Below are 21330 nucleotides of genomic sequence, written 5' to 3'. Positions count from 1 at the left end.
ATCTCTGACATTGCCACTTCAGGGCGACCATGAACCAATCCACCGACAGTCCCGCCGGCACCGCCGCCAGCGCCCACACCGACCATTTCGCGCGCGACCATTTGCCGCCGCCGGAACTGTGGCCGGAGCTGCGCTTCGACCTGCCCGAGCTCCAGTACCCGCCGCGCCTCAATTGTGTGGATGAGTTGCTGAAAGGCGCCACCGGTTTCGACGCGCGCAGCGCGATCCTCGGCGAGCACGGAAGCTGGACCTACGCCGGCTTGCGCGAGCGGGTCGACCGCATCGCCCACGTGCTGCGCGGGCCGATGGGACTGGAAGCGGGCAACCGCGTGCTGCTGCGCGGCGCCAACAATCCCATGATGGCCGCCTGCATACTGGCGGTGATCAAGTGCGGCTGCATCGCCGTGCCGACCATGCCCCTGCTGCGCGCGCGCGAGCTGGCCGCCATCGCCGGCAAGTCCGAGATCAACGCGGTGCTGTGCGCCGAAGCGCTGCGCGCCGAGCTGGAGGCGGTCGATCTGCCGTTGCCGCAATCGGTGCGCGAACGGACCTTGTGGTTCGGCGGCGAGGACAGTCCGCTGGAGGCGCTGATGGCCGCGCAGCCGGCCAGCTTCGAGGCGGTCGACACGGCGGCCGACGATGTATGCCTGATCAGCTTCACGTCCGGCACCACCGGCATCCCCAAGGGCACCATGCATTTTCATCGCGACGTCATGGCGATTTGCGACTGCTTCCCGCGTTCGGTGCTGCGCTCGCGGCCCGACGATGTGTTCATCGGAACGCCGCCGCTGGCCTTCACCTTCGGCCTTGGCGGCCTGCTGCTGTTTCCGCTGCGGGCGGGCGCGGCGGCGGTGCTACTGGAGAAACTGACGCCGGAAACGCTGCTCAAGGCGATCGAAAAATACCATGCCACGGTGTGCTTCACGGCGCCGACGTTCTACCGGCAGATGGCGCAGATGGCCGGCGCCCACGATCTGGCCAGCCTGCGCGCGACCGTGTCGGCCGGCGAGGCGCTGCCGGCGGCGACGCGCGAGGCCTGGCGCCGCGCCACCGGACTGGAAATGATAGACGGCATAGGCGCGACCGAACTGCTGCACATCTTCATTTCGGCCGCGGGCGACCAGGTGCGCGCCGGCGCCACCGGCAAGCCGGTGCCCGGCTACCAGGCCTGTATCCTCGATCACGACGGCAAGCCGGTCGGCCCGGGCGTGATCGGACGGCTGGCGGTGAAGGGCCCGACCGGCTGCCGCTACCTGGCCGACGCGCGCCAGCGCGAGTACGTGCTCAATGGCTGGAACCTGACCGGCGACGCCTACGAGATGGATGCCGACGGCTATTTCTACTACCGCTCGCGCACCGACGACATGATCATCTCCGCCGGCTACAATATCGCCGGCCCGGAAGTGGAGGACGCCCTGCTGCGCCATCCCGCCGTGGCCGAATGCGGCGTGATCGGCAGGGCCGACGACGAGCGCGGGCAGATCGTCGAAGCGCACGTGGTGCTCAAGCCGGACGCCGTGCCGTCGCCGCAACTGGCGGCGCAGCTGCAGGAATTCGTCAAGCAGCAGATCGCGCCTTACAAGTATCCACGTTCGATCCGTTTCCTCAAGGCGCTGCCGCGCACCGAGACGGGCAAACTGCAGCGCTTCAAACTGCGTACGGAAAATCCATGAACATCCTTTGCCTGGGCGGCGGCCCCGCCGGCCTGTATTTCAGCCTGCTGATGAAGAAGCGGAATCCTTCCCACCGCATCACCGTGGTGGAGCGCAACCGGCCCTACGACACCTTCGGCTGGGGCGTGGTGTTTTCCGACCAGACGCTGGGCAACCTGATGAACGCCGACGAGCCCACCGCGCGCGAAATCCTTCGCTCGTTCAATCACTGGGACGATATCGACGTGTTCTTCAAAGGGAGCAAGGTCACGTCGGGCGGCCACGGGTTCTGCGGCATCGGCCGCAAGCACCTGCTGAACATCCTGCAGAAACGCTGCGAGGAACTGGGCGTGTCGCTGGTGTTCGAGACCGAGGTGCGGGACGACCAGGAGCTCGCCGCGCGCCACGAGGCCGATCTGGTGATCGCCTCGGATGGCCTGAACAGCCGCACGCGTACCCGCTACGCGGACAGCTACCAGCCGCGCATCGAGGCGCGCCAGTGCCGCTTTGTCTGGCTGGGCACGCGCAAGAAGTTCGCCGCCTTCACTTTCGCCTTCAAACAGACGGCGCATGGCTGGTTCCAGGCGCATATCTACCAGTACGACGGCGAGACGTCGACCTTCATCATCGAGACGCCGGAGTCGGTGTGGCGCGCGGCGGGGCTGGAGGAGATGGGCCAGGCCGGGGCGATCGCCTATTGCGAGCAGCTGTTCGCCGAGCAGTTGGACGGCCACGGCCTGATGTCGAACTCGCCCCACCTGCAAGGGGCGAACATGTGGATCAAGTTCCCGCGCATCGTCTGCGACCAGTGGGTGCATTGGAACGAGGCCGGCGGCAAACGCATGCCGGTGGTGCTGATGGGCGACGCCGCCCACTCGGCGCACTATTCGATCGGTTCCGGCACCAAGCTGGCGCTGGAGGACGCGATCGAGCTGGCGCGCTGCTTCGGGCGGGGAGAGGATGCCGCGCAGTTGGAGACGGCGCTGGCGGCCTACCAGGATGCGCGCGCCGTCGAGGTGGCCAAGCTGCAAAGCGCGGCGCGCAACTCGATGGAATGGTTCGAGAACGTCGAGCGCTATTCCGCGATGGAGGCGCAGCAATTCGCCTACTCGATGCTGACGCGCAGCCAGCGGCTGTCGCACGAAAACCTGCGCCTGCGCGACGCGGCGTACGTGGCCGGCTACGAGGACTGGTTCGCGGCCCGCGCGTTCGAACAGGCGGGTTTGCCGGTTCCCGCCACCAGCGCTTCGACCCGCGTGCCGCCGATGTTCACGCCGTTCAAGGTGCGCGACCTGCTGCTGAAGAACCGCATCGTGGTGTCGCCGATGGCGCAGTACAGCGCCGTCGACGGCGTCGTCGGCGATTACCACCTGGCGCATCTCGGCGCCCGGGCGATGGGCGGGGCGGCGATGGTGTTCGCCGAGATGACCTGCGTGTCGGCCGACGCCCGCATCACGCCGGCCTGTCCGGGCCTGTATACGCCCGGGCACACGCAGGCCTGGCGGCGCATCGTCGATTTCGTCCACCGGAACAGCGACGCGCACATCGCCGTGCAGCTGGGCCACGCCGGCGCCAAGGGCTCGACGCGCGTCATGTGGGACGGCATCGACCGGCCGCTCGAGACGGGCAATTGGCCGCTGGTGTCGGCCTCGCCGCAGCAGTACCTGGCCGGCGTCTCGCAGACCGCGCGGGCGATGACCGTGGCCGACATGGACCGTATCGAAGGCGATTTCGTGCGCGCCACGCGGGCGGCGGACGAAGCGGGCTTCGACTGGGTGGAGCTGCACTGCGCGCACGGTTACCTGCTGTCGTCCTTCATTTCGCCGCTGACCAACGAGCGCGGCGACGAGTATGGCGGCAGCCTGGAGAACCGCTGCCGCTATCCGTTGCGCGTGTTCGCGGCCATGCGCGCCGCGTGGCCGCGCCACAAGCCGATGAGCGTGCGCATTTCGGCCCACGACTGGGTCGAAGGCGGCATCACGCCGGACGATGCGGTGCGGATCGCGCGCTTGTTCAAGGCCGCCGGCGCCGATATGATCGATTGCTCGTCGGGACAGGTGAGTAAGCTGGAAAAGCCGGTGTACGGCCGCATGTTCCAGACGCCGTTCGCGGACCGGATACGCAACGAGGCGGGCATCGGCGCGATCGCGGTGGGTTCGATCTTCGAGGCGGACCACGCCAACGGCATCATCGCGTCGGGACGCGCCGATTTGTGCGCGGTGGGCCGGCCGCACCTGGCCAATCCGGCGTGGACGCTGTGCGAGGCGGCGAAGCTGGGTTACACGGCGGTCGGCTGGCCCAAACAGTATCTGCCGGCCAAGCAGCAGATGGAGCGCAATATGGAGCGCGAGCGCCAGTTGGCCTCGGCGAACAAGGTTGAACCACGCGGGACGGATGAATGAACGACGCATTGAAATCACTAGGCACATTACCTTTGGCCGGCAAACACGCGCTGGTCACCGGCGGCTCGCGCGGCATCGGCGCCGCCTGCGCGCAGGCCTTGCTGGCGCGCGGCGCGCGCGTCACCCTGGCCGGCCGCGACGCCGCCGCGCTGGCCGCCGCGCAGGCGTCGATGCGCGCCGTGTCGCCGCCGGGCGCCGACATCGGCACCCAGGTGCTGGACGTCGCCGACGAGGACTCGGTGCGCGCCGGTTTCGCCGCCGCCGCCGAACGTTTCGGCCGCATCGATATCCTGATCAATAACGCCGGCCAGGCCGCCGCCGCGCCGTTCGGAAAAACCGGCGCCGCGTTGTGGCAGCGCATGCTGGACGTGAACCTGAGCGGCACCTTCCACTGCACCCAGGCGGCGCTGCCCGCCATGCTGGAAGCGAAGTGGGGCCGCATCGTCAACGTCGCATCGACCGCCGGCCTGACCGGCTACCGCTACGCCGCCGCCTACACCGCCGCCAAACACGGTGTGGTCGGCCTGACCCGCGCGCTGGCGCTGGAGGTGGCGACCAAGGGCGTGACCGTCAACGCCGTCTGCCCCGGCTATACTGAGACCGATATCGTGCGCGACGCCGTCGCCAACATCGTCGCCAAGACCGGCCGCACCGAAGACGAGGCCCGCACCGAACTGGCCGCCGGCAATCCGCAAAAGCGGCTGGTGCAAAGCGAGGAAGTGGCCAATGCCGTGGTCTGGCTATGCCTGGCCGAATCGGCCGCCATGAATGGACAGTCCATCGCCGTCGCCGGCGGTGAAGTCATGTGATGTACAAGGACGTTATGCCCCCATCAGACAACGATCAAGAGAAACAAAACGATGCCGATCCATCCGCGCCGGACGAACAAGCGGCGGGCGGGGAGCCGGTGCTCGACCTGGCCAGCCGGCTGACGCAGGACCATCACCAGTCGCTCAAACTGTGGCTGCGGATGCTGTCATGTACCGTCAAGATCGAAACCGAAATCCGCACCCGGCTGCGCGCGACCTTCGGCATCACGCTGCCGCGCTTCGACCTGATGGCGCAGCTGGAGCGCTATCCGCAGGGCCTGCGCATGGGCGAGCTGTCGAAGCGGATGATGGTCACCGGGGGCAACATCACCGGCATCACGGACCAGCTGGAGCAGGAAAAGCTGGTGGTGCGCGTGCCCGACCCCAAGGATGGCCGCGCCTACAGCGTCAAGCTGACGGCGGCCGGGCGCCGCGCCTTCACCGAGATGGCCGTGGTGCACGAGGGCTGGATCGCCGAACTGCTGCAGGATATGTCCGGCGCCGACAAGGGCCGGTTGATCGACCTGCTGTCGCAGATGAAGCAGCATTTGTACGCAGCCGATCGTTCCGCCGACCGCAACGCCGACGAAAAATAGGGACAAGAAAAGGACAACCCATGCGATATCTTCAAGGCGAAGCCCACCGGCTGCCCGGCAACCGCGCCACCCTGGCCGGCTACCGCGCCGGCCATTTCCTGTTCGAGGCCGACGACGGCGTGGCCACGCTGACCCTGAACCGCCCGGACCGCAAAAACCCGCTGACCTTCGACTCCTACGCCGAACTGCGCGACCTGTTCCTCGCGCTGGCGCGCGCGGACGATATCAAGGCCGTGGTGATCACCGGCGCCGGCGACAACTTCTGCTCCGGCGGCGACGTGCACGACATCATCGGCCCGCTGACCAAACTCGACATGCCGGGCCTGCTGGCCTTCACCCGCATGACCGGCGACCTGGTGAAAGCCATGCTGGCCTGTCCGCAGCCCATCGTGGCCGCGATCGACGGCATTTGCGCCGGCGCCGGCGCGATGCTGGCGCTGGCGTCGGACATCCGCATCGGCACGGAGCGCAGCAAGACCGCTTTCCTGTTCACCCGCGTGGGCCTGGCCGGCTGCGACATGGGCGCCTGCGCGCTGCTGCCGCGCGTGATCGGCCAGGGCCGCGCGGCAGAACTGCTGTACACCGGGCGTTCGATGTCCGGCGCGGAGGCGGAGCGCTGGGGCTTTTTCAACAGCTTGCGGGCGCCGGAGGAGCTGGCGGACGCCGCCCGCGCCTTCGCGCGGGGACTGGCCGCCGGCCCCACCTTCGCGCACGGCATGACCAAGAACATGCTGCGGCAGGAGTGGAGCATGGGCGTCGACCAGGCCATCGAGGCGGAGGCGCAGGCGCAGGCCATCTGCATGGCGACCAACGACTTCCACCGCGCGTACCACGCCTTCGTGGCGAAGCAAAAACCCGAATTCGAAGGCGACTGAAAGCATGAGCGACAAAACCTATCTGGCGTGGCCGTTTTTCGATGAGCGCCACGCGGCCCTGGAGCGGCGGCTGGACGAATGGGCCGCGCTGAACGTCTCCGGGCATCATGACGCGGACGTCGACGGCGCCTGCCGCCGGCTGGTGCGCCAGTTGGGCGAGGGCGGTTGGCTGCGGCACGCGGTCGCCGGCACGGCGCACGGCGGCGAGGCCGACGTCATCGACACCCGCGCCATCTGCCTGATCCGCGAGACGCTGGCGCGCCACGACGGCCTGGCCGATTTCGCCTTCGCCATGCAGGGGCTGGGTGCGGGCGCCATCAGCCTGCATGGCGGCGCCGCGCAGCGTCAGGCCTACCTGCCACGCGTGGCGCGCGGCGAGGCCATCGCCGCCTTCGCGCTGTCTGAGCCGCAGGCCGGGTCCGACGTCGCCGCCATGCGGTGCGCGGCGGCGCGCGACGGCGACGACTATGTGCTCGACGGCGAAAAAACCTGGATCTCCAACGGCGGCATCGCCGACTTCTATGTGGTGTTCGCCCGCACCGGCGAACAGCCCGGCGCGCGCGGCATCAGCGCCTTCATCGTCGATGCCGGCACGCCGGGCTTCGAGATCGCCGAGCGCATCCAGGTGATCGCGCCGCATCCGCTGGCGCGCCTGGTGTTCAACGGTTGCCGCATCCCGGCCGCCAACCGGATCGGCGAGGCGGGGCAGGGCTTCAAGGTGGCGATGGCCACGCTCGACGTGTTCCGCACCTCGGTCGCCGCCGCCGCGCTGGGCTTCGCGCGGCGCGCGCTGGACGAGGCGCTGGCCCACGCCACGCGGCGGCCGATGTTCGGCCAGATGCTGTCGGACTTCCAGCTGACGCAGGCCAAGCTGGCGCAGATGGCCACCGGCGTCGACGCCGCCGCCTTGCTGACCTACCGCGCCGCGTGGCAGCGCGATCAAGGCCGCAAGGTGACCAGGGAGGCGGCGATGGCCAAGATGACCGCGACCGAAACGGCGCAGCAGGTGATCGACGCCGCGCTGCAGATGTTCGGCGGGCTCGGTGTGGTCAGCGGGCAGCCGGTCGAGCGCCTGTACCGGGAGATCCGCGCGCTGCGCATCTACGAGGGCGCCACCGAGGTGCAGCAATTGATCATCGCGCGCGAGCTGCTGCGCGAGCAGACCGACAAGGACGCATGATGGAGATACTTCAACCGCCGCACTGGGCCAAACCGCGCGGCTATTCGAACGGCGTGGCCGCCAGCGGCCGCACGGTGTGCGTCAGCGGCATGATCGGCTGGGACGGGCAGGGCGTGTTCCATACCGACGATTTCGCCGGACAGGTGCGCCAGGCGCTGGAAAACATCGTCGCCGTGCTGGCCGAGGCGGACGCGCGCCCCGAGCACATCGTGCGCATGACGTGGTACGTGATCGACCGCAAGGAGTACGTGGCCGCCTACAAGGAGGTGGGGGCGGCGTACCGCGACGTCATCGGCGCGCACTATCCGGCGATGACGGCGGTGCAGGTGGCGGGACTGGTCGAGGACCGCGCCCGCGTCGAGATCGAGGTCACGGCGCTGGTGCCGTAGGCGGCATCAGCGCCGCCGGGCGTCAGCGCGACGACACGCGCGCCGTCGCGCTGCGCTGGCCGGCCAGCAGCGCGACGATGGCCGGCTGGTTGAGCATCACGCGGCCGCCAACGGCGGTCAAGTGCTGGGAGTCGAGATAATACAGATCGGCGCGCCCGCTGTAGCTGCAGCGGCCGGCCGCGCACAGCGTGGCGGCCGGATCGACCAGCATGACGGCCGGATAGCGGCGGCCGATGTCGTCGATGTAGGCGCTGGCCACGTCGCCCTTGTTGATCACCAGGCTGTCGGCCGCCGTTTGCCCGTCGCCCGATGGCGGCATGCCCAGCATCGTCGCCATGGCCTTGCGGGCCGGGATCAACGCGGCGGCGACCGCGCGCACCGGATCGAAGCCGAACATCGGCACATCCTTGACCAGTACCACCGTCTTGCCGGCGGCGGTCATCATACCCACCGTCGCCGCCAGCCCCTGGCGCAGATATTCACGGCTTTGCCCGGGCGTCACCTCGGCGTCCGGTTGTGTGTCGAGTACGAAGCGCTGGCCGGCCGCCTCCTGGTCGAAGGGCGCCGACCAGTACCCGGCCAGCACCACGGTTTTGATGGCGGGATCGTCGCGCACCCGGGCCAGCGCCGCCTGGTTGAAGCTGGCGCACTCGCGCGCGTGCGGCGGCTGATTGAGCATGCGGCGGCTGACGCCCTGGAGCGCCGGACAAGAGGCCTTGGTCAGCTGGTTGAAACCGATCCCCTGCCGGGACGCCAGTGCGCGCAGGCCGCCGGCGATGGCGGCCGCGTGGCTGTCGCCGATCAGCGCCAACGATCCATGTCCGGCGGCCGCGACGCACGCCGGCGATAGGTTGAGCGCCGTTTGGCCGTAACCGACCAGGCACACGTCGCCGGGCATCGGGGCGCTGCGTTCGATGGCGACGAAATCGTCGGGCAGGCGCTGCGGCCATCCGCGCCCGGCGGCCAGGCCGGCGCCGACGGCCAGCATGACCGCCGTGGCCGCGCCGTAGCGCCACAGCGTGCCGGCGTCGCCGGTCGTGCTGGTGCGGAATGGCCGTTCGACGAACCGCCACGAAGCGATGGCCAGCAGGAACGCCAGGGCGACCAGCACCAGCGCCGTGCCCACGCCAAGCGGGCGGTCCGCCACCAGCCTGGCGAAGCTGAGCATCGGCCAGTGCCACAGATACCAGGAATACGACACCAGGCCGACGAACACCAGCGCCTTGCTGCCCAGGATGACGCGGTTGACCAGGCTGCCGTTGGCGGCGATCAGCATCGCGGCGCCGAGCACCGGCAGCGCGGCGGCGATGCCGGGGAAGGCGGTGGTGTGGTCATACAGCGTCACGGCGGCCAGCACCGCCACCAGTCCGCCGGCGCCGAGCGCCTGTTTGACCCAGGCCGGCGGCGCCCGGCGCGCAAGCGCGGCGCGGCCGTCGTAATGGGCCAGCAGGGCGCCGATGCCGAGTTCCCAGGCGCGCGCCGGCAGCAGGAAAAAAGCCGTCGATGGATTGCGCGACGTCATCCAGACCGAAGCGATCAGCGACAAGGCCGTCAGCGCCGCCAGCACGCCGCCGACGCTCCATTTATAGCGGCGGATCAGCAGCAGCACCGGCGGGAAAAACAGGTAGAACTGTTCCTCGACGCTGAGCGACCAGGTCATCATCAACGGCTTGAGCTCGGCCGAGGTTGAGAAATAGTTGGCGCTTTTCCAAAAATAGATATTGGAGACGGCGGCGATGTTGGCCACCGCGCTTTTCGAGAAGTCCTGCATTTCGGCACCGGTCATGACCGGCGCGCCCGTGACGAAGCACACCAGCAGCACCACGAACAACGCCGGCAGGATGCGGCGGGCGCGGCGCGCGTAGAACTTGGCATAGCTAAAACGTTGCTCGCTGATTTCCCGCTGGATGATGCCGCAGATCAGGTATCCGGAGATGACGAAGAAAATGTCGACGCCGACGAAGCCGCCGTCGAAACCGGCCACCCCGGCGTGGAACAGCACCACGCAGAGCACGGCGATCCCGCGCAGGCCGTCGATGTCGGCGCGGTAGTTGGAAGAGGGTTTGCTCATGCCGCCACCATGAAGGCAGTGCGAAGTGCACCAGTCATGGATAATGCACAAAAAATAAACTTTTGGCAATCTTGGCGATGCGGCCGGGCGGCGCGGATCGCTCCGCGCCGCCGGTGTTGCGCTTTAGTTCTTGATCAGCACGCCGCGCGCAGTCGACGCGGTCCAGACGCCGCTGTCGGCCAGCACCGCCACCGCGATCTTGCCCAGCGCCGGATCGGGCCAGTTGAAGGTCGTCGACGAGCCGTTGGCCAGGAAGCCGCTGTCGTAGTACAGCGCGGTGCCGACCCTGACCTGCAGGCGGATCGTGGCGCCGCCGGTGGTGACCGACGTGAAGCGCATCTTGTCGTTCCGCTTGAGCGCGCTCCAGCTGACGTGGCTCGCGCCCGTGCTGTAGTTGACCTGGCTGAGCTTTTTCTCGGTGTACGGGAAGACCAGGGCCTGCTGCCAAGTATCGAAGCTGCCCGGTCCGTTGCCGCCGCCGCCGACCTTTTGCCAGTCGCCGCGCATCGACAGCACGCCCAGCTTTTGCGGGTCGTCGAACGAGTTGCCGTCGCCGTCCACCCAGCTCTCGCCCCACACCACCGGCCGCAACGCCGCGCGGATGCGCTCGAGGTCGGCCACCACGCGCGTGTCCCAGCCGTTGGGCATGAGCGTGTAGTTGGCGCCGTTTTCGACATAGATGCCGAACGCGACGTCATAGGTGCGGTCGACCACCATGGCGCCGTACACCTTGAGCGTGTTGGCCACCTTGCGCAGCGCCGGGCTGGTGATCGATTTGTGGTCGAACGAGGCCGGCAACATCATGCGCGTGCCGAGCGGGATTTGCCCGGTGTTGGTGTGGGCCGTGCTGTCGGCCGTGGTGGCCGGGAACACATAGCTCGGCTGCGTCACGCCGTTGGCCAGCGACTGGCTCGGCAGCGCCATGGCCAGGGCGTGCTTGTAATACTCGGCGCCGTCGTCGATCTCGTGGCGCCGGATCAAGCCGCCCGATGGCGGCACGCCCGACGAGCGCACGCCCTGGGTCCAGTGGACCGCGTCGCCCCAGCCACGGCCGTCGAGCCGCGTCCACGAGTACATGGTGGCGGTCCACTTGCCGCCCACCCAGCGGAGCTGGAAGAACGAGTGGACGATGCCCGTTTGCGTGTCGATGATGTCGGCGTGGCCGTCGCTGCCGCTGGCGCCGGTCACGCCGACCGGCCAATGCGGCAGCGTGACGTTGCGCGAGTAGCTGGCCGAGTCCGGGTCGGCCACGTTATAGACCGTCATCGGCGTGTCGGTGGCCGAGGCCTTGAACACCGTGAGCGAATACGGGCCGTCGTCGATGGCTGGCAGCCATGTCGGATTGAAAACCGGCTTGCGCAACTCGAACGTGCCGAAGTGGGGACGGATCGGACGTGCGTTCCACGGCGAATCGACCGAGAACGGCCGCTTGTAACTGCCCCATCCGGAGGGAGAGTCATAGGCGTTTTGGGCCTGGGCGGTGAATGGAATCGACGCCATCATGGCGCCGGCGATACAGGTTGACGCGAGCAATGCACGCAGTCGGGTAGGGCTAAATCTCATGTACAGTCCTCGAAAATGATGAAGGCTGTAACTGACCGTGAGCAATTTGTGCTTTTATGAAAGTTATTATAGGGCATTAAATTTCCTTTGTAAAATTTCTTTTTGGAATATTTACAGTGCCGACTGGCTACATTTGGTGCTTGATAAAACCATTTGTTGCCAAAAATGGTGCATCGCAGAATTTTTTATATCTCAGGATTAATGCCGATGGCAGGGCCATATGGCGATCCGCGCACTTATTTTTTGTTGCGACGCAAAAATCCCCGCGAAAGCAGGTAAGATGTTCGAATGCTAAAGTTTTTCCTGCATATAAAACACTTATCTTTCGTGGGGGAATTATGCTAACGCTGCAACAAACGTCGGCTTTGTCGGGGCACCGTCCCACCGGTTTTGACTATCTGCGTATTCTGTTGGCCGTTTTTATTGTCGCGTGGCACTCGGTTTCGATTTGCTATGGCGCCGCCGTCGAGAAGCAATATTTCCTGCCGATCCGGCCGCTGATCCTGACGTTCGTGCCGGCCTTTTTCGCGCTGAGCGGATTCCTGGTGGCGGGCAGCCTGTTCCGTACCAGCCACTTGCCGAGTTTCCTGACCTTGCGCGCGCTGCGCATCTTCCCCGCGCTGTGCGTCGAGGTGGTGATCTCGGCGCTGCTCATCGGCGCCGCGCTGACTACGCTGCCGCTGAACGAGTACTTCTCCAGCCCGATGCTGCACAAGTACTTCCTGAACATCCTGGGGATCATCCAGTACACCTTGCCCGGCGTGTTTGCCGACAACCATACGAACATGGTCAACGGCCAGCTGTGGACCATTCCGTACGAGCTTGAGTGCTATATCGCGATATCGATTTTGTACGTGGTGACCTTGCACCGTCGTCCGCGCACGTTCGTGGTGCTGCTGGCGTTGCTGACGGTGGCCGTGACCGTGCGCAGTTTTACCAAGGACCTTGGCGAGTTCAACTTCAAGCCGTCCGGACGTTGCGCGCTATGGTCGTTCCTGTGGGGCGTGGCGCTGTACACGATGCGGGAAAAGATCAAGCACAGCACGCTGGCGTTCGTCGCGTGCATCGGGGTGGCGTGGCTGGCGTTGCAGTGGCGCGAGGGGGAATATTTCGCTTCGGCGGCGATCGCCTATATCACCGTGTATATCGGCCTGATCGATTTTAAGAAGACGTTTGTGCTGCGCGCCGGCGATATTTCTTACGGTATCTATTTGTACAGCTATGCGATCCAGCAGGCGGTTTATCAGCTGTTGCCCGATCACCGTGCATGGCATGAGAATTTCATTATTTCGCTGGCGGTGTCGTGCTGCGTGGGTTATCTGTCGTGGACGTATGTGGAAGAGAAGGTGCTGAACCGGAAGCAGCAGGCGCTGGTGTTTGTGAAGTCGGTGACCGACCGCTTGAGTGCGGCGTTGCCGAAGCGGACTTGAAGGGGATTGTGACTCGTTTTGGCACGGTCATGAGGCGACCGTAAAACACGTGGGGCGGATTAGCGCGCAGCGCGTAATCCGCCCCACGTGTTTTAGAACGATGCCTGGCTTGTGGTCGACCAGTTAACCGGCGGCGGCCGACAAGGGTTGCGCGGGCGCGTCTTCCGCGCGGTCGGCTTGCTTGCCCGGCAGCTTGACGCGGTTGTAGCGCACCGCCACGATGACGATCGCCATCAGTTGCAGTATCCATATGATGCGGCCTTGGTAGCGGTCGTGCGGCGTCGACAGCGCGCCGCAGACGCCGGCGTTGATCAGCATGCTGAGCAGCATGATCGTGATCAACGTCAGCTCAGGGTACCGGCGCCGCCTGAACAAGACCACCACCGCCGCCAGGCACACCAGCAACGCCGCCACGCTGGTGATCTGGATCAGCAGCGCCGAATACGAGACGTTGAACGTGCCCGTGGCCGCGCGCGTGCCCTCGAGCACCGCCTGCTCGTCGGCCGGGATCTTCGGTTCGAAATTCTGCACCATGCCTGGCGCGTAGACGAACTCCTCAAGCCCGATATACCCCAGCTGGGCGCCGATGTTGCGCGCCGAGTTTTCCATCACCTGCAGCGGATACGCCATGAAGACCGCCTTGGCGAAGGCGAAATCCTGCTGCCCGAGGCGGGTGCGGGCATCCTTCGACGCCAGCGTGAAGACGCCGATGCGCGGGTCCGCGCTCCACAGGAAGTCGTCCGACGTGGCCCGCGTGAAGTCCCGTGCGTACTTGCAGACCTCGAATCCGGCCTGCGGGCACTGGGTCTGCACGAAGGTGTTGCCCGGGCCGTCGGCGAGCAGGCGCGCGGTCATGAACGGCGGACGGATCGGAGTGGTGTTGGTGAAGTGGCGCACGCCGAAGTTGAAAGCCGCCTCGCCGGCCACGCCGACGAATACCAGTCCGACCGCGAGCGCGACCGCCGGCCAGCGGATCGGTTCGCGGCGGTTGAGCACCAGCCACACCACGACCAGCGTGATGATGGTGGCCAGGATGATCATGATATTGGCGGTGTGGAACAACACGGCGGCCACGGTGAGCAGGGCCCAGAACAGGCGCACGCCGGTCGGCGCGCGCGGCATCATGACGAGGGCGACGACGCCGGCGATGCCGAGCCCGGCGAACACGTCCGGCATCAGCATGCTGTTGAAGTAGGGTAGCGGGCTGGCCACGGCCAGCAACAGCAGCGTGGCGGCGATGGTGCGGTAATCGACGGTGTAGCGCTGGCGCAGGAAGGTGGCGATCATGGCGGTGGCCAGCAGCGCCTGCAACAGCGGCACACCCTTCAGGCCCAGCACGCAGGCGGTCAGGAACATGAACATGCCGTAGTAGATCGAGCGGCCCGAGATCACGCCGCTTTTGTCGGGCGAGCTGCTCAGCTGCGCGGACGGCGCGGGGGCGGGCGCGCCGCTGGCGGCGGCCGCTGCCGCGCGGGCGTCGTCGGCAGGCGTCATGCCGGCCGTCAGCCAGTTGCGCGCCGTTTTGGTTTCCACCAGCAGGTTGGCGGCGCTGGCGGCGCCCTTGATGTAGGCGGTGGTGTCCTGGAACAGGAACGGCTGGCCGTTGAACCAGGCCGGCCAGCTCAGCAGAAATGGCAGGACCAGGAACGTCAGCAGTTTATAAATATTCAGGGTTTTCATCGTGTCAGCGCGTAATGTTCTTTTTGTTGAAAACAAAGAAATTTGCCATGATGAAGTTGGCGAACAGGCCGGCGATGCTGCCGACGGCGGTCGACAGGAAAGCGTTGTGCTGGGTGAACGGCAGCGTGGTGAAGGCGAGCATCGAGGCCGCCGCGTTGATGCAGGCGCCCGGCAGTTGCGAGATGGCGAACTTGAATAGTTCGCGCCAGCTGGCGCCGCCGGCCTGGTGGCGGAAGGTCAGTGCCCGGTTCAGCGCCCACGACAAGGTGATGGCCAGCGCCACGCTGATGACGCGCGCCAGCGACGGCCAGCCGGTCAGCTTGATCAGCAGCCAGAAGCAGGAGGCGTCGAACAGAAAGACGACACCGCCGATGCAGCCGAACTGGAGAAACTTGATGAGGAAGGCGGTGTCGAGGCGCATGGGCTTACTTTTGGCGGGTGAAGTAGCGCGGGGTCGCCAGGAAGGACAGCTGCTTGATTTCGCGCCGTCCCTGGGTCACCGAGGTCAGGATCAGGCCGCACACGGCGCTCAGGATGCCGAGCATGACGATGAAGGCCGACAGGATCGCCGTCGGCAGGCGCGGCACCAGGCCGGTGTGCAGGTAGTCGCTCAGCACCGGCAGGAACAGCGCCAGCGCCAGCAGCACGGCGGCGGCGCCGAAGGTGTTGAAGAACAGGGCAGGGCGCTCCAGCTTGATCAGCTTGAAGATCATCCACAGGATCTTGAAGCCGTCCTTGTAGGTGCTCAGCTTGCTCACCGAGCCTTCCGGGCGGGCGCCGTAGTTGGTGTCGAAGTCTTCGCTGCGCATGCGCAGTTCCAGGGTGTGCACGGTCAGCTCGGTCTCGATCTCGAAGCCCTTGGACACCACCGGGAACGATTTGACGAATTTGTGCGAGAACACGCGGTAGCCGGTCAGCATGTCGCGCGTGGCGCGGCCGAACAGCTTGGCGACGATGGTGGTGAGCATCCAGTTGCCGAACTCGTGGCCCTGGCGATACGCCTCGATCGCGGTCGAGTGGCGCACCGCATTGATGCAATCGAGTTGCCCCTCGACCAGCCGCTGCACCATGGCCGGCGCCACCGAGGCGTCGTAGGTGTCGTCGCCGTCGACCATCACGTAGACGTCGGCGGTGATGTCGGAGAACATGCGGCGCACCACGTTGCCCTTGCCTTGCAGCGGCTCGTGCATGACGACCGCGCCGGCGGCCAGCGCGATGGCGCTGGTGTCATCTTTTGAATTGTTGTCGTAGACGTAAACGGTGGCGTTTGGCAGCGCCAGTTTGAAATCGGCAACCACTTTGGCCACGGTGGTCGCTTCGTTATAGCAGGGTACTAAAATGGCGACGGAAATATCTGACAAATTTTTTTGTTCGAATGTCATTGCTGGCAATCCTTCAAAATGAACGGGGGCAACGGATATAGCGTTGCGGGCGACGACGCCGCGTTGACTTTATCCTAATGCCGCTAGTATAACGCTGCGCTGCACAAAAAGGTTGTCAAAGGAAAATCAAACACCAACTTTCGCGATGAAATATGGGGCTCCAGGCCAGCCGCGAGCGACGGGCAAGAAATGCCTTGGTGTACTTAATTGCCTTTTGGAAATCTTTTCGACGGCTGGCGTGTCGGCCCGCGTATCCAGACTTGCCACTGCGGCAGGTTCGGCGTTAGGGGCGAGGGGGCTCGCGTCCTGCGGCGTCAGCCAGGCGGGATGGAAGTGGTACTTGTCGGTGTGAAGCGGCAGGCCGATTTGCCAATTGCGGATCATACACTGCCGGGGGGGCGCATGGGCGCCGCCGTGGGAGGCGTGCGCGAGCGGTGGTCCCCCCGACTGGAATCGAACCAGTATCCCACGCTTAGGAGGCATGTGCACTATCCATTGTGCTACGGGGAGGACGCTAGAGGCGAGCGCATTATAGCCCAAGCCGCGCCCCCCGTGCGGACCATGCCGGGCCGGCGCGCGCAGAATACCCTTGGCAAACAGGAAACGCCACGCTACAGTGCCGAGGTTGGCCGAGTCGGCCCCAGCTCCCCACGCCATCATGGACCAATCAGACATTATTTCGATCTCCCAGTTCCCGGTAGAGAGCACCACGCAGCAGCAATTGGCGCGCCGCTTATTGCACGCTGTCGATGCCAACCAACAAGTGATGCTGTTTTTTGCCAACACCAACCTGGTCGTCAAAGGTCGTTTCCTGCTGGCGCATACGGGCGACCCGTCGCTGCTGCTGGTGAACGACGGCGTGGGGCTGGATATCGCCGCGAAGTTACTGCATGGCAGGAAGTTCAGGGAGAATTTGAACGGCACCGACTTCACGCCCTTTCTGTTCCGCCAGAGTCCGACTCCATTAAAGGTGTTCATGATCGGCGGCAAGCCGGAAGTGCTGGCGCGCGCGGCCGAGCATGTGCGCACGGTGCTGGGCCAACAGGTGGTCGGCGTCTGCGACGGCTATGACGGCATGCGCCAGGGCGGCCTGGTCGAGCGCATCAACGCCAGCGGCGCGCAAGTGGTGCTGGTGGCGATGGGCAATCCGATCCAGGAGCACTGGATCGTCGAGCACCGCGCCACGCTGCGGGCGAATATCTTCATGGGGGTCGGCGCGCTGTTCGACTTCTGGGCGGGCGACAAGCCGCGCGCGCCACGCCTGTTCCAGCGCCTGCGCCTGGAGTGGTTGTACCGCCTGAGCCTGGAGCCGCGCCGCCTGCTGCGCCGATATACCTGGGATATCCTGGTGTTTCTGCGGCTGTGCTTTAAATACCGCTAGGACACCGCAGGCGGCGCCGCTAACTCATGCGGAAGCGGGTGCGACACCCCAGCGCGCCTGCTGATATACATATTTGGCGAAGCGGGTCAGCGGTTTCTCGAGCAGGAAATGGCACAGCAGTCCGGCCGCGACGCACGCCAGTATCGCGGCGATCGCGGCGCCTTCGACGGCGACGGACGGGTAGCCGAGCCGGCTCAACTTGCCCATCGCCCTGGGCGCCACCGTGTACAGCACGGGAATGTGCACCAGGTAGATCGAATAGGACGCGTCGCCCAGCACGACGATGGCGCGCGGCCAGCGAATCTTGCTTTCCGATAGCAGAACAAAGGCGAACAGCAGCGCGGCCGGCACGCCGCGCGTGAGCAGCCTGAAACCCTGGTCCACCGGCACCGGGGCGAATATCGCCAGCACGACAAGTCCGGCCGCCAGGCAGGCATAGGCATGCTTCGCGACCAGTGCGCCTTTCATATAGGCGCTGGCGATCGCGGCGCCCAGCAAAAACTCCAGGATGACGCTATTGAACAGGAAGGCGCGCAGCACCGAGCCATCGGGCAAGACGGCGCCGATGGCGTACCCGCCGCCGACCAGGATGGTCGCGATCGCCAGAATGCGGTTTCTGTTCATCAGGATGGATGCCGCGAACACCAGGTAGAAAAACACCTCGTAGTTGAGCGTCCAGCCGACCCCGAGAATCGGCTGCAGGATGCCGGTCTCGTTGAACGAGGGGATGAAAAACAAGCACAGCAGCCGCATCGGAGCGAGGTCGAAGCTCGAGCCGCCGGCGCCGGCATTGTGGTAGGCCTGGCCCAGCAGGTAGAGGGTCACCACGGCGTACAACGGCCATACTCGGATGAGCCGGTTGGCCAGGAAATCGCCCGTCGATTTCGTGCCCTGTTCGTAGGGCCGCGAAATATACATCATCAGAAAACCACTCAGCACGAAGAACAAATCGACCCCCATCGCGCCCAGGTCGACCAGGATGGGGTTCGACAGCGGCGGCGGGGGCGCCAGCTGAAACTGGGCGGGCAGGTTGATCGTGACCGCGCGCAGCACGTGGTGGACGACGACGGCCAGCGCGGCCAATCCGCGTAACGCTTGCAGCGAAGATATGTTTTGTTTGGACATGGTGGATGGCTGTTGGGCGGCGTGACCATTGTCCGGCCGGCGTCGCTGCGGTTTGTTGAAATGACACTGAATATTTCTATATTACATTCAATATGTCATATTTGCAACTACAGTTGCGACGCTCGCAACACAGCCGGCGCAACTGGCGTTCCCGCGCGTCGCGCTGCCCGATGACCGGGAGTTTTCTTTGGAGGTGTTCGGGAGATGACTGCGCACGGAACGCGCCGGGCTGGCCGGCCAGTCCTGGTGTTTTCGTGGCTGCGAGTAGCGCCGGCGCGGGGTCTTGCCGGCGGCGCGTGGGAGCGGGCTTAGCCTGGTTGGCGCGAACCGCCCCGCAGGCGCAGGCGCTGGCGCAACAGTTCCAGCAGGCGCCGGGTAAGCCGTTGCAGCGCCGGTTCGAGATGCTGCGCGATCAGCCAGCTGGCCGCCAGCACCAGCGCCACGGCGGCGGCCAGGGCGGCCCAGCGGTTCCAGCCGCGCAGCACCAACGCGCCCATGATGGCGCCGCCGACCACTTGGTGGAGCAGATACAGCGGGAAGGTCATCATGCCGGCGGTGCGGATCGCGGCCCGCGCCGCGTCGGGCAGGCGGTGCCAGTGCGCATTGGCCTTGACCGACCACACCATGAACGCCATCGCCGCCAGCCAGGTAACGCACGGCGCCAGCGCGCCGTTGTGCACGCCGAACTCGGCGTTACCGCCCGCGTTGTGGGCGACGACCTGCACGCAGCCGGCCGCCAGCAGCGCGACTATCCACGCGACGTTGGCGCGCGCGTGGCGCTTGACCAGCTCCAACCACAGGAATACGCCGAGCGCGAAGAACACGCCGTGGTGCACCAGCAGCAGGGCGGCGAGGCGCGACTCGCGCACGGCCGCCAGTTTGAGGCCGAGTCCGGACGCCGGCTCCGTCACGGTCACGGCCAGCCAGAACAGCGAGCTGACCGTGCCCAGCACCATCGCCAGCGGGCGCACCAGCGAGAAGCGGCCCAGGCAGATGATGCCGAGCACCGTGGCGTAGAACGCCACCTCGATGCCCAGCGTCCAATAGGCGCTGTCGATCCAGGGACCCCACGGGAGGAAGGCCACGCTGTGGCGGAAGCCCCGGTACATCTCCTCGGCCGGACTGAAGCCGACCGCGATCGTCGCCAGCAGGGTCAGCGGCGCGCAGATCCACGCCCCCGGCGCCAGGCGCACCACGCGGCTGGAGAGAAACCCGAACGGCGTCGCTTTCTCGCCGGAGAAGGCGATCACGAAGCCGGAGATCACGAAGAACACTTGCACGCCGATCCAGCCGAAATGGGTGAACGGGGCCGTCTCGGGAAAAGTGACCGCCTGCCGGGAGGCGTTGCCGATGAAACCGTGCGGACTGACGGTGACCAGGTAGCAGAAGTGGAAAAACATCACGATCACGGCGGCGGCGAAGCGCAGCACGTCGAGGCCGAGCAGATGTTGTTTGGGGGCGGGGCTAGTGGTAACGGTCATGGGGGCGGTCGTTGTGGCCGGGGTCGCGCGCGACCCCGGTTTTTTCACGGAAATATTTTATCCTCGACAACTATATCGATTTTTCCGGAATGGCCGCGTTCGGTAGGAATCGGCCGCTTGCCTCAGGCTGCCCGCCGCACGCCACCCGGCAGGTAAGCGCGGATCAGCAGCAAGGCTTGTTTTGTCACGCGTTGCAGCGCCGGTTCGAGATGCTTGGCGATCACCCAGCTGGCCGCCAGCACCAGCGCCACGGTCGCCGCCAGCGCGCGCCAGCGGTTCCAGCCGCCCAGCACCAGCGCGGCCATGATGGCGCCGCCGGCCACCTGGTGCACCAGATACAGGGGGAAGGTCATCATGCCGGCGGTGCGGATGGCGCCGCGCGCCGCGCCGGGCAAACGGTGCCAGTGCGCATTGGCCCTGACCGACCACACCATGAGGGCCATTGCCGCCAGCCAGATGGCGCACGGCGCCAGTGCGCTGTTGTGTACGCCGTACTGGGTGTTGACGCGGGCGTTTTCGGCGACGATCTGCATGCAGCCGGCGACCAGCAGCAGGGCGATCCATCCCAGATTGGCGCGCGCCTGGCGCTTGACCAGCGCCAGCCACAGGAACACGCCCAGCGCGAAGAACACGCCGTGGTGCACCAGCAACAAAACGACCAGTCGCGACTCGCGCGCGGCGGCCAGCTTGTGGCCCAGTGCGGACGCCGGGTCGGCCATGGCCACGGCCAGCCAGAATAGCGCGCTGAGCGCCCCCAGCACCATTGCCAGCGGCCGCACCAGGGTAAAGCGGCCCAGGGCGATAATAGCCAGCACCGTGGCGTAGAACGCCAGCTCGATGCCCAGCGTCCAGTAGGAGCCGTCGATCCACGGGCCCCACGGTAGGAAGGCCATGCTGTGGCGCAGGCCGCCCATCATGTCCTTGGCCGAAGCAAAGCCGAGCGCGGCCGTGACCAGCAGGGTCAGCGGCGCGCAGATCCACGCGCCGGGTCCCAGGCGCACCACGCGGCTGGCGAAAAACCCGAACGGCGTCGCTTTTTCACCGGAGAAGGCGATCACGAAGCCGGAGATCACAAAGAACACCTGCACACCGACCCAGCCGAAATGGGTGAACGGGATCGTCTCGGGAAAAGTGAGCGATTGCCGCGTGGCGTTGCCGATGAAGCCGTGCGGGCTGACGGTCGCCAGGTAGCAGAAGTGGAAAAACAGCACCATCGCGGCAGCGGCGAAGCGCAGCACATCGAGGCCGAGCAGATGTTGTTTGGGGGCGGGGCTGGCGGCAACGGTCATGGGGTGGTCGATCAGTTTTGGGAGG

General features: G+C 66.0%; 17 protein-coding genes and 1 tRNA gene. 9 read left to right on the top strand and 9 right to left on the bottom strand.

Annotated features, from left to right (window positions below):
* The first annotated feature begins 29 nt into the window (after nucleotides 1-29).
* From MRBLMU1_RS04190 to MRBLMU1_RS04160, 7 genes are read left to right on the top strand one after another with little or no spacing between them, the layout of a single operon-like run.
* Nucleotides 30-1673, top strand: a complete 1644-nt coding sequence (locus MRBLMU1_RS04190) for an AMP-binding protein (RefSeq protein ID WP_363497465.1) — start codon at nucleotides 30-32, stop codon at nucleotides 1671-1673.
* Entirely contained in the window at nucleotides 1670-4054 is a 2385-nt protein-coding gene (locus MRBLMU1_RS04185; RefSeq protein ID WP_363497462.1) for a bifunctional salicylyl-CoA 5-hydroxylase/oxidoreductase, read from the top strand. Before MRBLMU1_RS04190 ends, MRBLMU1_RS04185 begins: the two co-directional genes overlap by 4 nt.
* Nucleotides 4051-4863, top strand: a complete 813-nt coding sequence (locus MRBLMU1_RS04180; protein WP_363497459.1) for an SDR family NAD(P)-dependent oxidoreductase — start codon at nucleotides 4051-4053, stop codon at nucleotides 4861-4863. The genes MRBLMU1_RS04185 and MRBLMU1_RS04180 overlap by 4 nt, the downstream gene beginning before the upstream one ends.
* 14 nt (nucleotides 4864-4877) lie before the next feature.
* The gene (locus tag MRBLMU1_RS04175; RefSeq protein ID WP_363497456.1) at nucleotides 4878-5459 is read left to right on the top strand and encodes a MarR family winged helix-turn-helix transcriptional regulator; all 582 of its coding nucleotides are present in this window, start codon (nucleotides 4878-4880) and stop codon (nucleotides 5457-5459) included.
* Between the two features lie 20 nt (nucleotides 5460-5479).
* The gene (locus MRBLMU1_RS04170; protein WP_363497453.1) at nucleotides 5480-6334 is read left to right on the top strand and encodes an enoyl-CoA hydratase family protein; all 855 of its coding nucleotides are present in this window, start codon (nucleotides 5480-5482) and stop codon (nucleotides 6332-6334) included.
* 4 nt (nucleotides 6335-6338) lie between these two features.
* Nucleotides 6339-7514, top strand: coding sequence for an acyl-CoA dehydrogenase family protein (locus MRBLMU1_RS04165; RefSeq protein WP_363497451.1), 1176 nt, complete (start codon nucleotides 6339-6341; stop codon nucleotides 7512-7514).
* Nucleotides 7514-7903 carry a RidA family protein gene (locus tag MRBLMU1_RS04160; RefSeq protein ID WP_363497815.1) on the top strand — a complete coding sequence of 130 codons (390 nt, stop codon included), beginning with the start codon at nucleotides 7514-7516 and terminating at the stop codon, nucleotides 7901-7903. The genes MRBLMU1_RS04165 and MRBLMU1_RS04160 overlap by 1 nt, the downstream gene beginning before the upstream one ends.
* Nucleotides 7904-7925: 22 nt before the next feature.
* Here MRBLMU1_RS04160 and MRBLMU1_RS04155 read toward each other — a convergent pair whose 3' ends face one another.
* Both MRBLMU1_RS04155 and MRBLMU1_RS04150 read right to left on the bottom strand, forming a co-directional pair.
* On the bottom strand, nucleotides 7926-9974 hold the full coding sequence (locus MRBLMU1_RS04155) for an acyltransferase family protein (RefSeq protein ID WP_363497448.1): 2049 nt from the start codon (nucleotides 9972-9974) through the stop codon (nucleotides 7926-7928).
* 123 nt (nucleotides 9975-10097) lie between these two features.
* A complete protein-coding gene (locus MRBLMU1_RS04150) occupies nucleotides 10098-11537 on the bottom strand; it encodes an Atrophin-1 multi-domain protein (protein WP_363497445.1) in 1440 nt (479 codons plus the stop codon).
* 338 nt (nucleotides 11538-11875) lie between these two features.
* Between MRBLMU1_RS04150 and MRBLMU1_RS04145 the strand changes: the two genes are divergently transcribed.
* Nucleotides 11876-12967 carry an acyltransferase family protein gene (locus tag MRBLMU1_RS04145; RefSeq protein ID WP_363497442.1) on the top strand — a complete coding sequence of 364 codons (1092 nt, stop codon included), beginning with the start codon at nucleotides 11876-11878 and terminating at the stop codon, nucleotides 12965-12967.
* A 123-nt stretch (nucleotides 12968-13090) separates the two neighbouring features.
* Here the strand turns inward: MRBLMU1_RS04145 and MRBLMU1_RS04140 are convergent, their stop codons facing one another.
* From MRBLMU1_RS04140 to MRBLMU1_RS04125, 4 genes are all read right to left on the bottom strand, one after another.
* Entirely contained in the window at nucleotides 13091-14647 is a 1557-nt protein-coding gene (locus tag MRBLMU1_RS04140; RefSeq protein WP_363497439.1) for a hypothetical protein, read from the bottom strand.
* A 4-nt stretch (nucleotides 14648-14651) separates the two neighbouring features.
* Nucleotides 14652-15068 carry a GtrA family protein gene (locus tag MRBLMU1_RS04135; protein WP_363497436.1) on the bottom strand — a complete coding sequence of 139 codons (417 nt, stop codon included), beginning with the start codon at nucleotides 15066-15068 and terminating at the stop codon, nucleotides 14652-14654.
* 4 nt (nucleotides 15069-15072) lie between these two features.
* The gene (locus MRBLMU1_RS04130; RefSeq protein ID WP_363497433.1) at nucleotides 15073-16029 is read right to left on the bottom strand and encodes a glycosyltransferase family 2 protein; all 957 of its coding nucleotides are present in this window, start codon (nucleotides 16027-16029) and stop codon (nucleotides 15073-15075) included.
* A 435-nt stretch (nucleotides 16030-16464) separates the two neighbouring features.
* Nucleotides 16465-16539, bottom strand: a tRNA-Arg gene (locus MRBLMU1_RS04125).
* Between the two features lie 148 nt (nucleotides 16540-16687).
* On the opposite strand from MRBLMU1_RS04125, the gene MRBLMU1_RS04120 reads away from it, so the two are divergent.
* Entirely contained in the window at nucleotides 16688-17410 is a 723-nt protein-coding gene (locus tag MRBLMU1_RS04120) for a WecB/TagA/CpsF family glycosyltransferase (RefSeq protein WP_363497430.1), read from the top strand.
* A 24-nt stretch (nucleotides 17411-17434) separates the two neighbouring features.
* Here MRBLMU1_RS04120 and MRBLMU1_RS04115 read toward each other — a convergent pair whose 3' ends face one another.
* From MRBLMU1_RS04115 to MRBLMU1_RS04105, 3 genes are all read right to left on the bottom strand, one after another.
* Nucleotides 17435-18535: an acyltransferase family protein gene (locus MRBLMU1_RS04115; protein WP_363497428.1), complete on the bottom strand. Its 1101-nt coding sequence runs from the start codon at nucleotides 18533-18535 to the stop codon at nucleotides 17435-17437.
* 308 nt (nucleotides 18536-18843) lie between these two features.
* Nucleotides 18844-20016 carry an acyltransferase family protein gene (locus tag MRBLMU1_RS04110; RefSeq protein ID WP_363497425.1) on the bottom strand — a complete coding sequence of 391 codons (1173 nt, stop codon included), beginning with the start codon at nucleotides 20014-20016 and terminating at the stop codon, nucleotides 18844-18846.
* A 122-nt stretch (nucleotides 20017-20138) separates the two neighbouring features.
* The gene (locus MRBLMU1_RS04105; RefSeq protein WP_363497422.1) at nucleotides 20139-21305 is read right to left on the bottom strand and encodes an acyltransferase family protein; all 1167 of its coding nucleotides are present in this window, start codon (nucleotides 21303-21305) and stop codon (nucleotides 20139-20141) included.
* Between the last annotated feature and the right edge of the window lie 25 nt (nucleotides 21306-21330).

Origin of the sequence: Burkholderia sp. LMU1-1-1.1, assembly GCF_040675865.1 — a bacterium.
GTDB lineage: Bacteria > Pseudomonadota > Gammaproteobacteria > Burkholderiales > Burkholderiaceae_D > Rugamonas.
Note: the sequence above shows the minus strand (reverse complement) of the source record. Positions and strands in the feature narration are given on the sequence as shown.